Annotated in this window: 15 protein-coding genes; 10 read left to right on the top strand and 5 right to left on the bottom strand. The window is 69.2% G+C overall.

Annotated features, from left to right (window positions below):
• Positions 1-56: 56 nt before the first annotated feature.
• Entirely contained in the window at positions 57-725 is a 669-nt protein-coding gene (locus ABZ319_RS24655; protein ID WP_354988837.1) for a hypothetical protein, read from the top strand.
• 83 nt (positions 726-808) lie between these two features.
• Positions 809-2,434, top strand: a complete 1,626-nt coding sequence (locus ABZ319_RS24650) for a hypothetical protein (protein ID WP_354988836.1) — start codon at positions 809-811, stop codon at positions 2,432-2,434.
• A 348-nt stretch (positions 2,435-2,782) separates the two neighbouring features.
• Here the strand turns inward: ABZ319_RS24650 and ABZ319_RS24645 are convergent, their stop codons facing one another.
• The gene (locus tag ABZ319_RS24645) at positions 2,783-3,913 is read right to left on the bottom strand and encodes an acyl-CoA dehydrogenase family protein (RefSeq protein ID WP_354988835.1); all 1,131 of its coding nucleotides are present in this window, start codon (positions 3,911-3,913) and stop codon (positions 2,783-2,785) included.
• A 316-nt stretch (positions 3,914-4,229) separates the two neighbouring features.
• On the opposite strand from ABZ319_RS24645, the gene ABZ319_RS24640 reads away from it, so the two are divergent.
• The 5 genes from ABZ319_RS24640 (at position 4,230) to ABZ319_RS24620 (ending at position 9,236) form a co-directional block, all read left to right on the top strand.
• Positions 4,230-4,889 carry a winged helix-turn-helix transcriptional regulator gene (locus tag ABZ319_RS24640; protein WP_354988834.1) on the top strand — a complete coding sequence of 220 codons (660 nt, stop codon included), beginning with the start codon at positions 4,230-4,232 and terminating at the stop codon, positions 4,887-4,889.
• Between the two features lie 133 nt (positions 4,890-5,022).
• On the top strand, positions 5,023-5,943 hold the full coding sequence (gene pdxS / locus ABZ319_RS24635; protein WP_354988833.1) for a pyridoxal 5'-phosphate synthase lyase subunit PdxS: 921 nt from the start codon (positions 5,023-5,025) through the stop codon (positions 5,941-5,943).
• Positions 5,944-6,351: 408 nt separating this feature from the next.
• Positions 6,352-7,236 carry an MHYT domain-containing protein gene (locus ABZ319_RS24630; protein ID WP_354988832.1) on the top strand — a complete coding sequence of 295 codons (885 nt, stop codon included), beginning with the start codon at positions 6,352-6,354 and terminating at the stop codon, positions 7,234-7,236.
• Between the two features lie 48 nt (positions 7,237-7,284).
• A complete protein-coding gene (locus ABZ319_RS24625; RefSeq protein ID WP_354988831.1) occupies positions 7,285-7,968 on the top strand; it encodes a hypothetical protein in 684 nt (227 codons plus the stop codon).
• Entirely contained in the window at positions 7,965-9,236 is a 1,272-nt protein-coding gene (locus ABZ319_RS24620; RefSeq protein ID WP_354988830.1) for a nucleotidyl transferase AbiEii/AbiGii toxin family protein, read from the top strand. Before ABZ319_RS24625 ends, ABZ319_RS24620 begins: the two co-directional genes overlap by 4 nt.
• 109 nt (positions 9,237-9,345) lie before the next feature.
• Here the strand turns inward: ABZ319_RS24620 and ABZ319_RS24615 are convergent, their stop codons facing one another.
• Entirely contained in the window at positions 9,346-10,326 is a 981-nt protein-coding gene (locus ABZ319_RS24615; protein WP_354988829.1) for a hypothetical protein, read from the bottom strand.
• A gap of 135 nt (positions 10,327-10,461) precedes the next feature.
• Here ABZ319_RS24615 and ABZ319_RS24610 point away from each other — a divergent pair, with 135 nt between their 5' ends.
• A complete protein-coding gene (locus ABZ319_RS24610; protein ID WP_354988828.1) occupies positions 10,462-11,094 on the top strand; it encodes a hypothetical protein in 633 nt (210 codons plus the stop codon).
• Positions 11,095-11,111: 17 nt separating this feature from the next.
• On the opposite strand, the gene ABZ319_RS24605 is transcribed toward ABZ319_RS24610, so the two are convergent.
• Together ABZ319_RS24605 and ABZ319_RS24600 are read right to left on the bottom strand one after the other, a co-directional pair.
• Positions 11,112-11,738: a hypothetical protein gene (locus tag ABZ319_RS24605; protein WP_354988827.1), complete on the bottom strand. Its 627-nt coding sequence runs from the start codon at positions 11,736-11,738 to the stop codon at positions 11,112-11,114.
• A gap of 77 nt (positions 11,739-11,815) precedes the next feature.
• Positions 11,816-11,992: a hypothetical protein gene (locus tag ABZ319_RS24600; RefSeq protein WP_354988826.1), complete on the bottom strand. Its 177-nt coding sequence runs from the start codon at positions 11,990-11,992 to the stop codon at positions 11,816-11,818.
• 133 nt (positions 11,993-12,125) lie between these two features.
• Between ABZ319_RS24600 and ABZ319_RS24595 the strand changes: the two genes are divergently transcribed.
• On the top strand, positions 12,126-12,980 hold the full coding sequence (locus ABZ319_RS24595) for an acyl-CoA thioesterase II (RefSeq protein ID WP_354988825.1): 855 nt from the start codon (positions 12,126-12,128) through the stop codon (positions 12,978-12,980).
• Positions 12,981-13,233: 253 nt separating this feature from the next.
• Here the strand turns inward: ABZ319_RS24595 and ABZ319_RS24590 are convergent, their stop codons facing one another.
• On the bottom strand, positions 13,234-14,925 hold the full coding sequence (locus ABZ319_RS24590; RefSeq protein ID WP_354988852.1) for an APC family permease: 1,692 nt from the start codon (positions 14,923-14,925) through the stop codon (positions 13,234-13,236).
• 208 nt (positions 14,926-15,133) lie between these two features.
• On the opposite strand from ABZ319_RS24590, the gene pdxT reads away from it, so the two are divergent.
• Positions 15,134-15,757 carry a pyridoxal 5'-phosphate synthase glutaminase subunit PdxT gene (gene pdxT / locus ABZ319_RS24585; protein ID WP_354988824.1) on the top strand — a complete coding sequence of 208 codons (624 nt, stop codon included), beginning with the start codon at positions 15,134-15,136 and terminating at the stop codon, positions 15,755-15,757.
• Positions 15,758-15,830 lie beyond the last annotated feature (73 nt).

Raw genomic sequence — 15,830 nt, 5'->3', positions numbered from 1 at the left:
GCCTACCTTGCGGATACGGTGAGCCGGTCAATGGTGATCGGTCGCAAGGATTTCGAATGAAGCTGATGTACGCGCTGTGGGGCTCCGGGCTGGACGAGCGGTTGCACGCGGCGGAACTGCGGCACCGGCTGGCCGACCTCGGCGCGAGTGAGTTGCAGGTCAACGTGCGCGACGGTGACGTGGCCGCGGCGCAGGTGCGGCACTCCACCTACGAGTCGCCGATCGACGCGATCGTCAGCGTGCGCACCCGGGCAGGGCACGAGGCCGTGACCGCGGCCCTGTCGTCGGTGGCCGACGAGGTGAACGGGTGGATCGTGGACGAGCGGACGCCGATCGTGCCGCCGCGGGCGGAGAACGGGGCGCGCGCCGACGCGCTGGCGAATTTCGCGCTGCTGCGGATTCCCGCCGAGCTGACCCGGGAAGAGTGGTTGCACATCTGGCACGATCGGCACACCACCGTCGCCATCGAAACCCAGGACACGTTCGGGTACGTGCAGAACACCGTCACCGAGCCCGTCACCCCGGGCAACCGGGTCGACGCCCTGGTGGAAGAACTCTTCCCGATGACGGCCATGACCAGCGCGCACGCCTTCTACGGCACCGGCGGCGACGACGCCGAACTGCAGCGCCGGGTCACCCGGATGATGGAGAGCGTGGTGAGTTTCGGCGCGCACCTGAATCTGGATCTGGTGCCCACCAGCCGGTACGTCTACACCCTGACCTGATCCGGGTCCGAAAACCGGGCGCAGGCAACGGTATGCGCGCGCTAGTCTCGGGGCCACTGTCCCGACGGAGGATCTGAATCACCATGACGCATACCGTGCCCGGTGCAGCGCAGCCCCGAGCCGACGACCGGTACGACGAGTTCCTCGCGAGCGTGCGAGACCGATTCGCGGCGCAGGTCGCCGACGACGTCGAACTGTTCACCGTCGACACCGACGGTCTGTTCGAGGTCTTCCTGGGCGAACTGCCGCCGGATCTGCTGGCGGAGAACACCTGTGGGACCTGCCGCGCCTTCGTGCGCAGGTACGGCGGGCTGGTGGCGATCAGCCCGCGGGGCACGGCCGAATCGGTGCTGTGGCGCGGCGACGGCACCCCGCCGATGTACGCCAAGGCCGTCGCCGCCCTGTCCGAGGTGGTCGAGAACCGGCCCGTCACTTCGGTTTTCCGGTCCAGCGACGAGACCTGGGGCGTCGGGGCGACCGATGACTGGACGCACCTGTCGGTGCGCCCGCCCGGCGGCCTCGTCTTTCCCGCGGGCGGGCTGTACACCGCGCGCCAGTACGCCGCCGCCAAGCGCGCGGACCGCGGGACGCTCGAGCGCGCGCTCGCGGAGTTCTCGATCGAGATCGTGCGAAAGGCGGTGGCGCTGCTGCGCACCGAGCAGCTCTACCGCTCGGACGCCGTGCTCGGCGCGGGCACCTGGCTGCTGGACCTGCACGAGCAGCTGGCGGCCGTGCGCGGCAAGGGCGTGGTCGCACGGCGACAGCGCGAGAATCTGCTGTGGCTGGCAACCGCCTCCGCGCCGGCGGGCTACTGCCACGTCAAGAGCGGCATGATCGGCACCCTGCTCGCCGACCTGGCCGCGGGCCTGCCGGCCGCGGAGATCGAGCGCCGCTTCGCCGAGAAGATGCATCCGCTGCAGTATCGCCGTCCCACCGCCGCCCCGACCGAGCAGATGATCGAGCGGGCGGAGCGGGTCATCGGCGAGCTGCGCGCGGCGGGATCGCTGGGGCGCAGGTTCGCCAAACTCGCGGACGTGCATCCGATGTGGTCGCCGGTCGCGGCCCCCACGCCGCGGGCCGACAGCGTGTTCGGGCACCTGAAGCCGGCCGTGAAGACCGGGGCGGCAACCGATCTCGACGTCGATCCGGTGATCATCACCTGGGACAAGTTCGCCCGCACGGTCCTGGCGGGCGCCGAGCGCATCGAGTTGTCCGTGCCCGAGGCCAAGACCACCTACGGCGCGATGGTGACAGCGGCCGACGCCGCCGCGCCGCCGATCGTGCAGTGGGACAGGCCCGATCGGCGCAATCCGGTGACCTGGTACGTCTATGTCAACGGATCTCCGGCCGAGCAGTGGGGGCTGCGGCCGGGGGAGTTCCGCGAGGTGACCGCGGTCGTCGCGCATCCGGCGACCTGGCACGTCGAGGTCGATCGCACCCGGCGCGAGCAGTCGGTGCTGTTCGCCCTCGCGGGCGCCACCGACACGACCTACACCAAGGGCGCGGGCTTCTTCCCGGAATTCCTGTCCGGGGAATTGCACGAGATTCGAAAGACGCTGGAGGCGTACGCGAAAGACGCGGTGGTCGCGGACAGGGACGACGCCGAAGTCTGCGGACTGCTGGTGTCCAAGGGCGGCGCACTGAATCACACCTTCCGCGTGACGTCGGGGGGAATCCGAACCCGCTATACCCTCGATCGCTGGGATTAACCGGCCCGAACGCGTATTCGGTGGTGGCACTCGCCACCACCGAAATGTGCACTCGATGCCGTTCGCGCGGTTGCGGATGTGGGTTCCGCGCATGTGGGCTATGGTCGGACACGCTTGCCGCACACCGGGTGTGGTGAGCTGGAACTGGAGGTGACTCGTTCGTGTCCTACCTGCTCTATGACTTTCTCATGCCCTACATGGGTCCCGCGGCCGCGGAATACTGGGCGACGGTATTCGTGCTGGAGCCGTTGAGCAATCACTAGCCGACCGGTTCCGGATCACCGCGTCCGGGGCTGTGAATTACCGGCCCGGGGGCAATGATCCGGCGGTCCGCGACGCTCGGGAATATCAGCCCAGCGGGCTGTGACCCAGGAGCACATGGCCGGTGAAGCGGAGCTGCTTGGCACGCGGCAGCGGGTGGAACAGGCAGCCGTGAATATCGCGGTACCACATTTCCAGCGGAAGACCGCGGGAATAGCCTGCGCCGCCGATGGTTTCGATGGCGAGACGAACGGTTTCGATGAGCTTGTCCGCGGAAACCGTTTTCCGGCTGAGAATTCGGGCGGCGCCGGCATCGGTGTTGTCGAAGTTCAGATTGTCCGAGGCGGTGAACATGGCCTCGATCACATCGACGGCCGTGGTGTAGGCGTTCATCATCTCGCCCGCCGAGCCGACGGTATGCGCGTCGGTGCGCCCCGCCAGCAGCTCCGTCACGGTTTCCACCGCACGATCGGCGATACCCAGGTAGGCGGCCATGACCAACGGCATGGCCGCGCCGATCACCACGTTGAGCACCGGCGGCCAGCCGGTCGCCGGGCGATTCAGCGAGACCGCGGCGTCCGGCACGAAGACGTCGTCGAAGACCACGGTGTGCGAGCCGCTGGCTCGCAATCCGAGAGTGTCCCAAGACTTTTCGATGCGGACGCCGTCCGCGCTCAGCGGCACGGCGAAGTGCAGCACGCGCGGTCCCTCGGGGGAGTCCTCCCACCGAATGCTGGACACCGCGATCGTGCCCGCCTCGCACCCGCTGGCCGGAGCCTTGCGGGCGGTGATGCGGTAGCCGCCGTCGACCTTGACCGCGTGACCGTTGGAGTCGACCCAGTCCGAGGCGCCCGTGCTGACCAGGAACGCGCCCGCGACGACCTTGCCGAAGACCGCACTGGCGTCGATGCCGTGCTTGTGCCGCCAGACCTGCGCGGCGACCAGATGGGTGTGCATGGCGAAGGCCACGGCGGTCGAGGGATCGTGCCGGCCCAGGACCCGCAGGATCTCGCCCATCTCGCGATGGCTGACGCCGCCGCCACCGAACTCCACCGGAACCAGCGCGGCGCTCAGGCCCGAGGATCGCAGCAGGTCGTAGGCCTCGGTGGTGAATTCACCGGTGCGATCACGTTCGGCTACGCCCGCGCTCAGTGTCGCGCCGACAGCGGTGGCGGTAGCGGTCCAGTCCAGGGTGGGGGATGCGGTGGTAGTCGTCATGTACGTTCGGCGCGTATACCTTTCGAGCGAAAGGTATTGCGATCGCGCCTTCCTCCTTGTGGTGGGTGGCCGGGGATTGTGGTTGTGCGGGGTGGGCCCTGCGCGGGGCCGGTACTTGGTTGTTGATCGTGCGAATCGGCGGGATGCGCAACAGTGGAGCGAAAGATCATCGGATTCGTGATCCGGTGAAAAGGCTCTGTTGATGAAGGTAAAGACGTGCGCGATAACCGAATAGTCCAGAAAATGGACCTGTCGGCGCCGGGTCCATCGGGCCTGGTCCCGGCGGTGGAACGGCTCGATCTCGGTGAGGTGCGCGATGAAGATGACCACGGTGGCGGGCTACGGCCAGTACTGCCCGATCTCGCGGGCGCTCGACCTGCTGGGGGAGCGGTGGTCGCTGCTGATCCTGCGCGATCTGATCACCGGCACGACGCGATTCAATGATCTGGCCCGGGGTCTGCCCGGCCTGTCGCGCAGTCTGCTGGCCAAACGGCTACGCCAGTTCGAGCGCGCCGGACTGGTCGAGAAAGTCGATGTTCGGTATGTGCTGACCGATGCCGGGCGGGAGCTGGAACCCATTCTGTTCGGCCTCGGGGCCTGGGGTGCGCGCTGGTCGTTCGGTGAGCCCGAGCCCGCGGAGCTGGATGCGCAGCTGCTGGTGTGGTGGATGCACACGCGGCTGGACACGTCCTCGTTCCCGGGTAAGCGGCATGTGCTCGGGGTGCGGTTCAGCGATGATCCGCATCGGTACTGGATCGTGGTGGAAGGGGGTGTGCCCTCGGTGTGCGACTCCGATCCGGGATTTCCGGTCGATGTCACCATCGCCTCGGATGTGAGTTCGCTCTATCAGGTGTGGCTCGGGCGCATACCGCTGCACCATGCCGTGCGCACCGGCCGGCTCGAGTTCCAGGGGCCATCGGACCTGACGCGCCGCATGTCCAGCGTGCTTCGGCTCTCGCCTGTTGCGGCAGGTTAGCCTGCTGGCTGTGATCTGCATTACTGGCTGTCGATGCAGGCAGTCCAGTGGTGCCCAACTGGCTATGAAGTGGCCTCGGGTGGACGCCTAGAATCAGGGTGTTCGAAACCAGATGACCCCTCGATTGGCCCAGATGACACAGGAGTTTGCCGTGACCTCGTCCGACACCACACCCTCCATCGGCACCGCCCGCGTGAAGCGCGGCATGGCCGAGATGCTGAAGGGCGGTGTGATCATGGATGTCGTCAACGCCGAGCAGGCCAAGATCGCCGAAGACGCCGGCGCCGTCGCCGTCATGGCGCTCGAGCGCGTGCCCGCCGACATCCGCGCCCAGGGCGGCGTGTCGCGCATGTCCGATCCGGACATGATCGACGGCATCATCGCCGCGGTGTCCATCCCGGTCATGGCCAAGGCGCGCATCGGACACTTCGTCGAGGCGCAGATCCTGCAGTCGCTCGGTGTGGACTACATCGACGAGTCCGAGGTGCTGACCCCGGCCGACTACGCCAACCACATCGACAAGTGGAACTACACCGTGCCTTTCGTCTGTGGCGCGACCAACCTGGGCGAGGCGCTGCGCCGGATCACCGAGGGCGCGGCCATGATTCGCTCCAAGGGTGAGGCCGGCACCGGCGACGTGTCCAACGCCACCACCCACATGCGCACCATCCGCGGTGAGATCCGCCGCCTGACCTCGCTGTCCGAGGACGAGCTCTTCGTGGCCGCCAAGGAACTGCAGGCACCGTACGAGCTGGTCCGCGAGGTCGCCGAGACCGGCAAGCTGCCGGTCGTCATGTTCACCGCCGGTGGCATCGCCACCCCGGCCGACGCCGCCATGATGATGCAGCTCGGCGCCGAGGGCGTGTTCGTCGGCTCGGGCATCTTCAAGTCCGGCAACCCGGAGCAGCGCGCGGCGGCCATCGTCAAGGCCACCACCTTCTACGACGACGCCGATGTGCTCGCCAAGGTCTCGCGGGGCCTGGGCGAGGCCATGGTCGGCATCAACGTCGAGGAGATCCCGCAGCCGCACCGGCTTGCCGAGCGCGGCTGGTAAGCGGCGCGGCGTAGCGCGAACTCACCGCCGGGTGGTCCTTCGGGACCGCCCGGCGGTTCTTTGTTTTCGTGACCTTGAATTGCCGGGAGCGGTAAGGGTTCGGTGCCGAATGTGTGCGACTTTCCGTGCCTCGGACTCTAGACAGCGCGCCATTGTTGTGCCGCGACGCCTTTCGATTTGTTTGGTATTTGCTGTGCATTGCGAAATGTCAAGGATGCCATACGCGGCAATGGATTACGGCGGGTCTCGGGCCGGACCGCTGTTTGCCTGCGGAGTTGGTTTCAGCTAACCCCGGCAACTTTTCTGTCATTGTGCCTGAACAAATTTACTACCTGCTGATTCGTCGCTAATGTTCGGCTCAGCCGCCGGTGGGACGGTCCCGGCGCAGCCTTCCGGCAAGGAGCCCGCATGCTCGAAATCAATCAGTTCACCTACGGGTGGCTGACTCCGCTTCTGGCGTATGCCATGTCGGTCACCGGGTCGTTGCTGGCCCTGCGCTGCATGGTCCGGGCGCGGGGCGATTCGGGGCACGGCGGGTGGATAGCGACGGGCGCGGTTGCGCTGGGCGGCACCGGGATATGGGTCATGCATTTCATCGCGATGCTCGGGTTCTCGGTGCACAACGCGACCATTCGATACGACATTCCGGTGACGATATTGAGCGCGGCCATCGCGATGGGCGTGGTGTGGCTGGGATTGTCGATCGTGGTGAACCGGCACGGGGGTGAGGGATTCGCGCTCTGCGTGGGCGGCGCGGTCACCGGGCTCGGGGTAGGGGCCATGCACTACTCGGGCATGTACGCGATGAAAACCGATGTGGCCGTGCGCTTCGACCCGTGGATCGTGTTCCTGTCGCTGGTGATCGCGGTGGTGGCGGCGACGGCGGCGCTGTGGTTCGCGCTGCACGTGGACGGCATCGTGGCCACGATCGGGGCGGCGCTGATCATGGGAATCGCGGTGTGCGGCATGCACTACACCGGGATGTTCGCGATGCAGGCGCACGTGGCCGACCACGTCGCCGCGCCCTCGGGCGCGCAGGCCGGTCAGCTGCTGACCCCCTTGATCATCGCGGTCAGCATGGTGACGATGCTCCTGCTGCTGCAGGTCGGCATCACCGACATCGACGAGCCCGACCTGAGCCGGATCCGCGGCCAGCACGCCAGCCGCTACTGGCCGGTTCCCGAAAAGCCCAGGCGCCGTTTCCGTCCCGAGGATCGCCCCCGCCCGCGTTTCCGTGCCGACGACTTCCCGACCGAGAAGTTCGATCCCCGCCACCGCCGCATGGACGGCTAGCCCGGAAACCGCCGTGACGTAGCGGTTCCGCTTTGCCAGGATGGGTCGGTGATCACCGCACCGCCGACCTTCCGCGGTGAGTTCGAGACGCATGTGACCGTGCGCGCCGACTCCCCGGCCACCCTGGACGCCTTCGAACGCTTCGCGGGCGCAAGGGATCTGAAGTTCACCCACATCCGGCTCGCCCGCGGTCGCGTCTGCGATCAGCCGATGCTGACGGCGGGTTTCTCCGGCGCGTACGCGGAGGTGAGAGCGTCGGTCGATCGGCTGGTGGCGGATGTGGTGGCGGCCGGTTTCCCGGTGGTGCGCACGAAGATCGAGGCCACGCCGTGGGCCGAGGGTGTTCCCGCCGATGACGAGCAGGCTCGTGCGCTGGGTCCGGGCTACTACTTCGAACACCACGTGAAGCTCCTGCTCCCCGCGGGCACGGACGGCGACGCCCTCGCGGCGGTGGCTGCCGCGCACGCGGCTCACCTGTCCGCCAACGCCCGCCGTACTCGCGCGGACGGCGGCGCGGAGCGTTTCGTTACCCAGCGCTGCCGCCTGGTCGGCGATGCCGACGCCGCGGCCCGAGCACGGGAGCTGCTGGTGGATCTGGAGCTGCGCGGCTACGAAATCCTGTCCGTGGAACGCGAGTTCGTGGTTCACGACAGTGACGAGTCCGTCGACGCGGGCTGGATCGATGAGCGCCGCGAATCGTTGACGGCCGATGTGAGGGGTGCGGTGTTGTGACGGTTACGCCGTGGGACGAGTTTCGGTACGGGCCGTGGAGTGCTGATCTGGTGGTGCCGGGGGAGCCGCCGTCGGAGGAGGTGCGGGCGAACAAGGGGCTGCCTGGCACCTTGCGGCCCGTGCCCGGGGACGGGGTGGTGCAGCGGCCGGTGTTCGATCCGGCGATGAGCGGTCGGGCGTACGGCATGCGGTTGAGCGAGCCGCATTTCGCCGATGCGGAGCGCAGCGCGGGGTGGTTGGCGGCGCGCCGGGCGGCGATCGATCATGTGCTGGCGGCGCTGGCCGGATCGGAGTGGGCGGGGCAGCTCATGGTGCGGGGGAGCGTGCTGCTGGCGGCGTGGTTCGGCGCCGCCGCACGGGAGCCGGGAGACGTGGATTTCGTTGTGCTGGATCAGGGGTGGGCGGTCGACTCGGATCGGACCACCTCGATGTTCGGGGATCTGGCGGTGCGGGCCGCGCATGCGTCGCGGGCGGCGGACAGCCTCGTGCGCCTCGACGCGGCGGGTGCGCTGGACAGTGAGATCTGGACCTACGATCGGGTCCCCGGTCGCCGCCTCGTACTGCCCTGGACATCGACCGCCCCCGGAATTCCCTCCGGCACGGTGCAACTCGATTTCGTCTTCAACGAGACCCCGCCGCAGGCTCCGGCCTGGACCGAGATCGCGCGCGTCGGTACTCCGGGTCCGGCGGCGCGGTTGATCGCGGCGAGCCCGGAGCTGTCCCTGGCGTGGAAGCTGCTGTGGATCTACACCGACAGGTACCCCGAAGGCAAAGACCTGTACGACGCGGTGCTGCTCGCCGAGAACTGCACGCTGCCGCCGGACCTGCTGAACGCCGTGATCGGCGAGGTGACGCTGGCGAGCGTGCCGAACGCCGTGTTCGAAGCGGACTGGGAGGAGTTCGCCAAGGACTATCCGCGGCTCGCGAACGATCGGGACTCGATGATCTGGCGTTTGACGGTGGCCCTGGCGCCGACTTTGACGCCCGGCCTGGGCCCCGCCCTGTACGACGAGATAGCCCGCTTCCTGGCGCGCGGAATCTCCAAGCAGCGCAAGCAATTCGCGACGAAGGGAAACACGGTGGTCCAGGACCTCCTCGATCCCACCTACCCCCCGACCCCCTACCTGCTCGTGATGCTCCGCGAGATCCTGGGCCCGGCAGCGCATTCCCTGGACGACGTCGCCGATCTCGTAGCCGCGCGGTGGCGGGAGATCGGGGCCGACGTGCTCCGCGCCGATCCGCACACGGTCGCCTCGGGCTTGCGGTGACGAACGCGGACCCCGCTCCCGGCTCGATCCATTTCGGCCGTGGATTCGCCGGTTTCACGGCGGGGCACGTGAGAGTGGTTCGGAAAGGGCGGAATTCGGGCTCGGGAGATCAGGGAGCGCCGTGTAGGGGGACCGCGCCGGGGACCGCGGCCACGGCTTCCGCGCCTGCCGCGTCGGCGGCCACGTAGAAGTCCGCCGTCGTCGCGCCGTTGAAGAAATCGCCGGCCCAGCCCGCCGTCAAGAGCTCGACAGTGTCGATGTTCGTCGCGTCGGGGGTGCCGCAGAGGGCCTCGCCGAGGGCGTCGGAGCTGGTGCCCTCGGCGTCGGTGTGCGTGCCCGCGGGGAGGCGGACGCCGAGGAAGGGGCGGTGGAGCAGGGTTTGCAGGGCTGTCGTGCCGGTGCCGAAGTTGTTGCACAGGGACGGGGGTGCGGAGATCGCGAGGATCGGGAGGTCGGTGTCGTCCAGGTCGGTGAGGGCGCGGTCGGTGTTCGCGCCGAGGAAGGATTTCACGGGGTCCAGGAGCACCACACCGCGCAGGTGGTCCCAGGTTTCGGGGTGGCGGACGTGCAGGGAGTGGGCGACGTACTCGACGGCTTCCCCGCCCGCCGAGTGTCCGACGAAGACGAAGTTCGCGGGGATGGCCGGGGGCGTCACGCCCTGGCGGGCGGCCGCGTCGGACAGGCTGCGGGACAGCGCGCCCGCGGGGTCGCCGGCGGTGGCGAAGAGCGTGGCGATCGCGTCGAGGAACGGGGTGTTGTCGCCCAGGTTCTGCAGGGTGCAGCCCGCGAGGTCGAAGAACGGCAGGCTCGGGGCGAACACGAGATAGCCGGAGTCGGACAGCGTCCGGGCCAGGCTCGCGACGTTGTCGGAGTTGCGCGCGAACCCGTGCTGCACCCAGACCAGTCCGCGCGGATCGCCCTCGGGCAGATACCAGCTCGCGCTCTGGCGCAGTACCGATGCGGCGCAGGGTATTTCGATCGATCCGCCGAGTACCGGGGCGGCCGCGGCCGGGGCCGTCGCGGGCCCGGCGGACACGACCGCGATCAGCGCCGCGGCGACGGCGGCCAGGGCCGGTCCTCGATGGTTCATGGCTACTCCCGTGGTGAGCGCACCGCCCTCTGAGAAAGTGGTGTTTCATACTTGGCGTGCTCAGTATGTGGGTGCGAGCCGATCTTGGTTGACGGTTCGCCGATGAGCGCCGATTTCGCCGAGAGTGGGTAGCCCATGGTGTCCGTCCTGATGCTGGCGATCGCCGCGGTGCAGCTGGCCTGCGTCGCCGCGCTACCGATCGCGCTGCGCGAACCGCGGGTGTGGTTGCTGCGCCTGGTGGGCGTGGGCGTGGCCTACGACTCGGCGATCATCGGCCTCGGTGCGCTGATCGGCGCGGGCGATCTGCTGCACGACCTGAGCATGGGCCGTTTCCTCGGCCACGCGATCCTCACGCCGCTGCTCGTGGTCTGGGCCGCGGATCGCGTCCGGACCCGGTGGTTCCCGGTGTGGGCGGCGTGGCTGGTGACGCTCGCGCTCGTGGCGTGGGCGGTGCTGAGCGAGGTGGCCGGACTCGAACTCGAGACCCGGGACTACGCCGACACCCTGCGCTACACGGCGCAGGATCCCGCCGGGCCACCGTATCCGACCCTGGTCGTCATCGCCCTGCTCTTCGTCGCGTGCGTGGTGCTGTGGCGGCGCGAGGGCCTGTACTGGCCGCTGCTCGGCGTCATCGGGGTGACCGTGGCGTCCGGGGCCGCGTTCGCGGTCCCGCCGCTGGGCAACGCGGGCGAGGCGCTGCTGCTCGCGGGACTGGTGACCGCCGAGCGTTCCCGGCCCGCGCGGCTCGACGCCACTGTGCCGGACTGACGCCGTTCCCCGCGGGCTCAGCGCCGATCGGCCGGGCTGAGCCGGACGGCCGGGCGGTCGGGGTGATCCCAGGCGACCAGCAGGTCCGGCTCCTGTGGATGCGACCGGGCGTGTTCGACCGCCGCGGTGACGGTGAAGCCGTTCTCGGGCGCGGTGCGCCGCCGCACCGCCGCCTCGGACATGCGCAGTGCGACCGACAGATCGACCGACAGCCCCCGGCCCAGCAGCATCGGCCCGGCGATCAGCACCACCAATCCGGCCGGGGCGGTGCGGATTCGGGCGCGAGCGGAGCGATCGGTGGTCTCGTTCCAGAGCGCGGGCAGCCACCGCCCGTGTTCGTGCAGCGCGTCGATCACCTCGCGGGTGAGTGCGGGATAGTCGAACCAGCCTGTGCGGTAGGTGAATTCGTCGTCGCGGTCGTATTCCAGCCGCACCGAGGCGGGCCGGACGTAATCGTGCAGCGACACCACTTCGGCCGGGCGGCCGTGCGCGCGCAGGTGGGCGGCGACCTTGTGCGCGAAGGACACCGGATCGGCGGCGTCGGCCCCGTCGACGGCCACGATCGCGAACCCGGGCAGTTCGGCCACGCGGTCCGCGACCAGTTCGGTCAGGGCGTCGGGGGTGATGGGGGCGAACGCGGGCACAAGCCCATCATGCCGGTCACGGATCCCCGCCCGCCCGTCCCGCGGTCGCGCCGCCCCGCCGCCCCGCCGCACCGCGGTCAGGAGTAGTCGCGGAACGTCATCAGGAGTCCGGCCGCGCCGAGCACGAACAACCCGATCCAGCAGAGCACTCGCACCCACGTCCACGGCAGGTCCCGCACCCACAGCCCGCTGACCAGGACCGTGATCAACATCAGCGCCCCGTAGAAGGGCGTGCGCTCGGGATGACCGCCCATAGTTCCTGGGTACGCCCCTTTCCGTGCCCGCGCCACCGCCCGCCCTGACACGCGGACTCGGGACGGGTACCGTCCGCCGGATCCCCGGTCCCCGGTTGTTAGCCTGAGCCGGACAATCCGGAAGGGGACGTGCATGGCGACGATCGAAGAGGCCCTCGAAATAGAGCGGCTCGAGCGCGACATCTTCCGCGGCGCGTCCACCAAGACGCAGCTGCCCCGCACCTTCGGCGGCCAGGTCGCCGGGCAGTCGCTGGTGGCGGCGGTGCGCACGGTGGATCCGCACTACCAGGTGCATTCGCTGCACGGCTACTTCCTGCGCCCGGGCAACCCGCTCGAGCCGACCGTCTACCTGGTGGATCGCATTCGCGACGGCCGCTCGTTCTGCACCCGCCGCGTGACCGGCGTCCAGAACGGCGAGGCCATCTTCACCATGTCGGCCTCCTTCCACACCGCCGGCGACGAGGGCCCCGAGCATCAGGACGAGATGCCGCAGGTGCCGCCGCCGGACGAGCTGCCCGACGCCATGACCACCATGAGCCCGGAACGCCTGTGGGCCATGCGCGAATGGGAGCACTGGGACATTCGCACCGTGCCGCAGGAGCAGGTGGCCCGCCGCGACGGCCTCGCCGCCCAGCAGCAGGTGTGGTTCCGGTACCGGCATCCGCTGCCCGAGGATCCGCTGTTCCACGTCTGCACCCTGGCGTACATGAGCGATATGACCCTGCTCGGCTCGTCCAAAGTGCCGCACCCGGATTCGCCGACCCAGAACGCCTCGCTCGATCACGCCATGTGGTTCCTGCGCGACTTCCGCGCCGACGACTGGCTGCTGTACGACCAGCAGTCCCCGTCCGCGGGCTTCGGCCGCGCACTGACCGCGGGCCGCATCTGGAATCAGCGGGGCGAGCTCGTGGCGGTCGTGGTCCAGGAGGGCCTGATTCGCACCTTCCGCGACAAGAACGCCGAGTCGTTCCCGCCCGGGACGAACTGAGCTCGAACGGGGATTCGCGGTGATCTGCCGTCGGCGAGATCGCCGCGAGCCGGGGCGATGACCTCGACCGTCGGGCCGTGAGCCGGTTGCGTCCGAGACCGGTTGACGGGTTGGCCGCCGGGCCGGTCGGGATCCCGCCACGCGATGCGAACCGGCACGGCGACAACCGCTTTCGGCAAGCACGGGGCCCCGGCGACCGAAGCCGCCGGGGCCGCCGTCACCCGATCCGGGCCCTGCTGCGGGGCGGGCCGGATCAGGCGGTCGGTATCCGCAGGTGACAGACGACGGTGTCGGGCAGCTTGCGCAGCACCCGTTCCAGTTCGTCGCTGCGGTGACTGGGCAGCAGGTGATTCCAGCCCGCGGGCGGCTCGACCTCCGCGATCACCACGACCTTGCGGCGGCCGGCGAAGTTGTCGCGCACGTAGCGCGCCACCGGCCCGGCGACCGTGGTGTCACCGTCCTCGAGTAGCAGCAGCCGCACATCGGGATGCCAGGTCTCCCATTCCTTGGTGAATACCCGCAGGTTCTCCCCGGGTAGGCAGACATGGACGGCGGTCACGTCGCGGCCCAGTGACAGGGCGGCCGAGAGGGCTTCGCGGCTGAGTTCGGAGACCTCGGAGACCGGCACCACGATGGCGGTGTCACTCGCGCGCGGCGGCGCGGGCACGCAACCCGCGCCGCGGCATCCGTCGATCCTGCTGTAGGTCTTGCGAATTCGCTCCATGCCGAGGACCAGCAGCGGCAGCACGAGCACGATGAGCCACGCCCCCTCGGTGAACTTCATCGCGGTGGTGACGACGGCGGCCACGAAGGTCAGCGTCGCGCCGAAGCCGTTCAACGCGATTCGCCATCGCCAGCCGGTGGATCGGACGGCGAGCCAATGCCGCACCATGCCGAACTGGGCGATGGTGAAGCCGACGAAGACGCCGATGGCGAACAGCGGCACCAGGGCGTTCATGTTGCCCTCCGACGCGACGATCAGGACGGTGGCGCAAACACCCAGCGCCAGCACGCCGTATCGGTACACCGCACGCGGCGAGCTGACGGCGAACCGATGCGGTAGGCAGTTGTCGTCGGCCAGGATCTTGGTCAGCGTGGGCAGCCCGCCGTAGGAGGTGTTGGCCGCCAGTGCCAGCAGGATCACGGTGGCGAATTGCACCACGTAGTAACCGATTCCGTGCCCGAGCGCGGCCTCGGTGAGCTGGGAGAGCACGGTGGTGCCCTCGATGGGGTGCACCTCGAACTTCTGGATGAGGGTCGCCAGCCCCAGCAGCATGACGCCGAGCAGCACCCCGAGTGCCACTTCCGCGCGCTGGGCGCTGCGCACCTCGGGCCGGCTGAAGGACGGCACCGCGTTGGCGATCGCCTCCACGCCGGTCAGCGCCGCGCACCCGCTCGAGAACGCCTTGAGCAGCAGCAGCGCGCCGACGGTGTGAGCGTCGATCACCACGGCAGATCCGGTCGCCACACTCGCCGGTTCCGAGCGCAGCAGGCCGCCGATGATCACCGCGAAGATGCCGAGCACGAAGACCACGGTCGGCGCCATGAACGCCCGCGCGCTCTCGCGAATGCCGTACAGGTTGAGCACGGTGATCCCCGCGAGAATGCCCAGGCCCAGCCACACCGTGTACGGCAGCAGTTGTGGGAAGGCCGAGGTCAGCGCCGCGACGCCGGCCGCGATGGACACGGCCACGTTCAGGACGTAGTCGACGATCAGCGACGCCGCGGCAACCAGGCTCGTGCGATCGCCGAGCCGTTCCCTGGCCACGGCGTACGCGCCGCCGCCGTTGGGGAAGGCGGCGATGACCTGCCGGTACGAGGCGATCAGCACCGCCAGCAGCACCACGATGGCCGCGGTGACGGGCAGGGTGAAGCCGAGCCCGGTCGCGCCCGCGGCGGCCAGGACCAGCACGATCGCCTCGGGGCCGTAGGACACCGAGGCCATGGCATCGAGGGAGAGTCCGGCCAGGCCGGTCGAAACGGTCAGCCCGCGCCGCGGTGGGGGAGCGGTGATCCCCGCGCGCGGCCCGGGCGAGGTTTGCGGTAGCACATCGGTCACATCGCGCAGTGTTCTCCGAATTCGACCACCTGACGCCCGTCCTGACGGAACCTCTACACCCCGGGTGAGCAGGGCCACACCACCCCGCGAACGTATGCTCGGGGGCGTGACTGCGACGATTGGTGTGCTGGCTCTGCAAGGCGATGTGCGTGAGCACATGCACGCGCTCGAGGCGTGTGGCGCGCGGCCCGTGCCGGTGCGCCGCGAGGCGGAATTGGCCGCGGTCGACGGGCTCGTGATCCCGGGTGGCGAATCCACGGCGATCAGCAAGCTGCTCGAGGTCTTCGAACTGCTGGAGCCGCTCAAGCAACGCCTGCGCGAGGGACTTCCCGCCTACGGCTCGTGCGCGGGCATGATCCTGCTCGCCTCCGAGGTGCTCGATACCCGCCCCGATATGAAGCCGCTGCACGGCATCGATATGACCGTGCGCCGCAACGCCTTCGGCCGTCAGGTCGATTCGTTCGAAACCGATCTGGAGTTCGCGGGCCTGGACGACGGGCCGGTGCGCGCGGTCTTCATTCGCGCGCCCTGGGTCGAGCGCGCGGGCGAGGGGGTCGAGGTGCTGGCCCGGGTGCCGTCGGGCCCGGCGGCGGGGACGATCGTCGCGGTGCGTCAGGGCAATGTCATGGCCACGTCCTTCCATCCCGAGGTGACCGGCGACCTGCGCGTGCACCGGCTTTTCGTCGACACCCTGGTGCGTCCGCGCGCCGGAGTATGACCCGCTGGACCCCGATCATGTGCGCGCGGCCATGATGGGGGCGCGCAGTAGACTGGGGCGCTGTCCGTCCGTG

The sequence above is a fragment of the Nocardia sp. NPDC005978 genome (assembly GCF_040614455.1).
Classification (GTDB): Bacteria; Actinomycetota; Actinomycetes; order Mycobacteriales; family Mycobacteriaceae; genus Nocardia.
This window is presented reverse-complemented; position numbering and strand designations above follow the sequence as displayed.

Bases quoted from the DNA above. Each gene is read 5' to 3' on its own strand.
- ABZ319_RS24600 (WP_354988826.1), bottom strand. From the start codon at position 11,992: ATGGGCGGTCATCCCGAGCGCACGCCCTTCTACGGGGCGCTGATGTTG.
- ABZ319_RS24630 (WP_354988832.1), top strand. From the start codon at position 6,352: ATGCTCGAAATCAATCAGTTCACCTACGGGTGGCTGACTCCGCTTCTG.
- ABZ319_RS24595 (WP_354988825.1), top strand. From the start codon at position 12,126: ATGGCGACGATCGAAGAGGCCCTCGAAATAGAGCGGCTCGAGCGCGAC.
- ABZ319_RS24645 (WP_354988835.1), bottom strand. From the start codon at position 3,913: ATGACGACTACCACCGCATCCCCCACCCTGGACTGGACCGCTACCGCC.
- ABZ319_RS24590 (WP_354988852.1), bottom strand. From the start codon at position 14,925: ATGGCCTCGGTGTCCTACGGCCCCGAGGCGATCGTGCTGGTCCTGGCC.
- pdxS (WP_354988833.1), top strand. From the start codon at position 5,023: ATGACACAGGAGTTTGCCGTGACCTCGTCCGACACCACACCCTCCATC.
- ABZ319_RS24615 (WP_354988829.1), bottom strand. From the start codon at position 10,326: ATGAACCATCGAGGACCGGCCCTGGCCGCCGTCGCCGCGGCGCTGATC.
- ABZ319_RS24655 (WP_354988837.1), top strand. From the start codon at position 57: ATGAAGCTGATGTACGCGCTGTGGGGCTCCGGGCTGGACGAGCGGTTG.
- ABZ319_RS24640 (WP_354988834.1), top strand. From the start codon at position 4,230: ATGAAGATGACCACGGTGGCGGGCTACGGCCAGTACTGCCCGATCTCG.
- pdxT (WP_354988824.1), top strand. From the start codon at position 15,134: ATGCTCGGGGGCGTGACTGCGACGATTGGTGTGCTGGCTCTGCAAGGC.
- ABZ319_RS24650 (WP_354988836.1), top strand. From the start codon at position 809: ATGACGCATACCGTGCCCGGTGCAGCGCAGCCCCGAGCCGACGACCGG.
- ABZ319_RS24610 (WP_354988828.1), top strand. From the start codon at position 10,462: ATGGTGTCCGTCCTGATGCTGGCGATCGCCGCGGTGCAGCTGGCCTGC.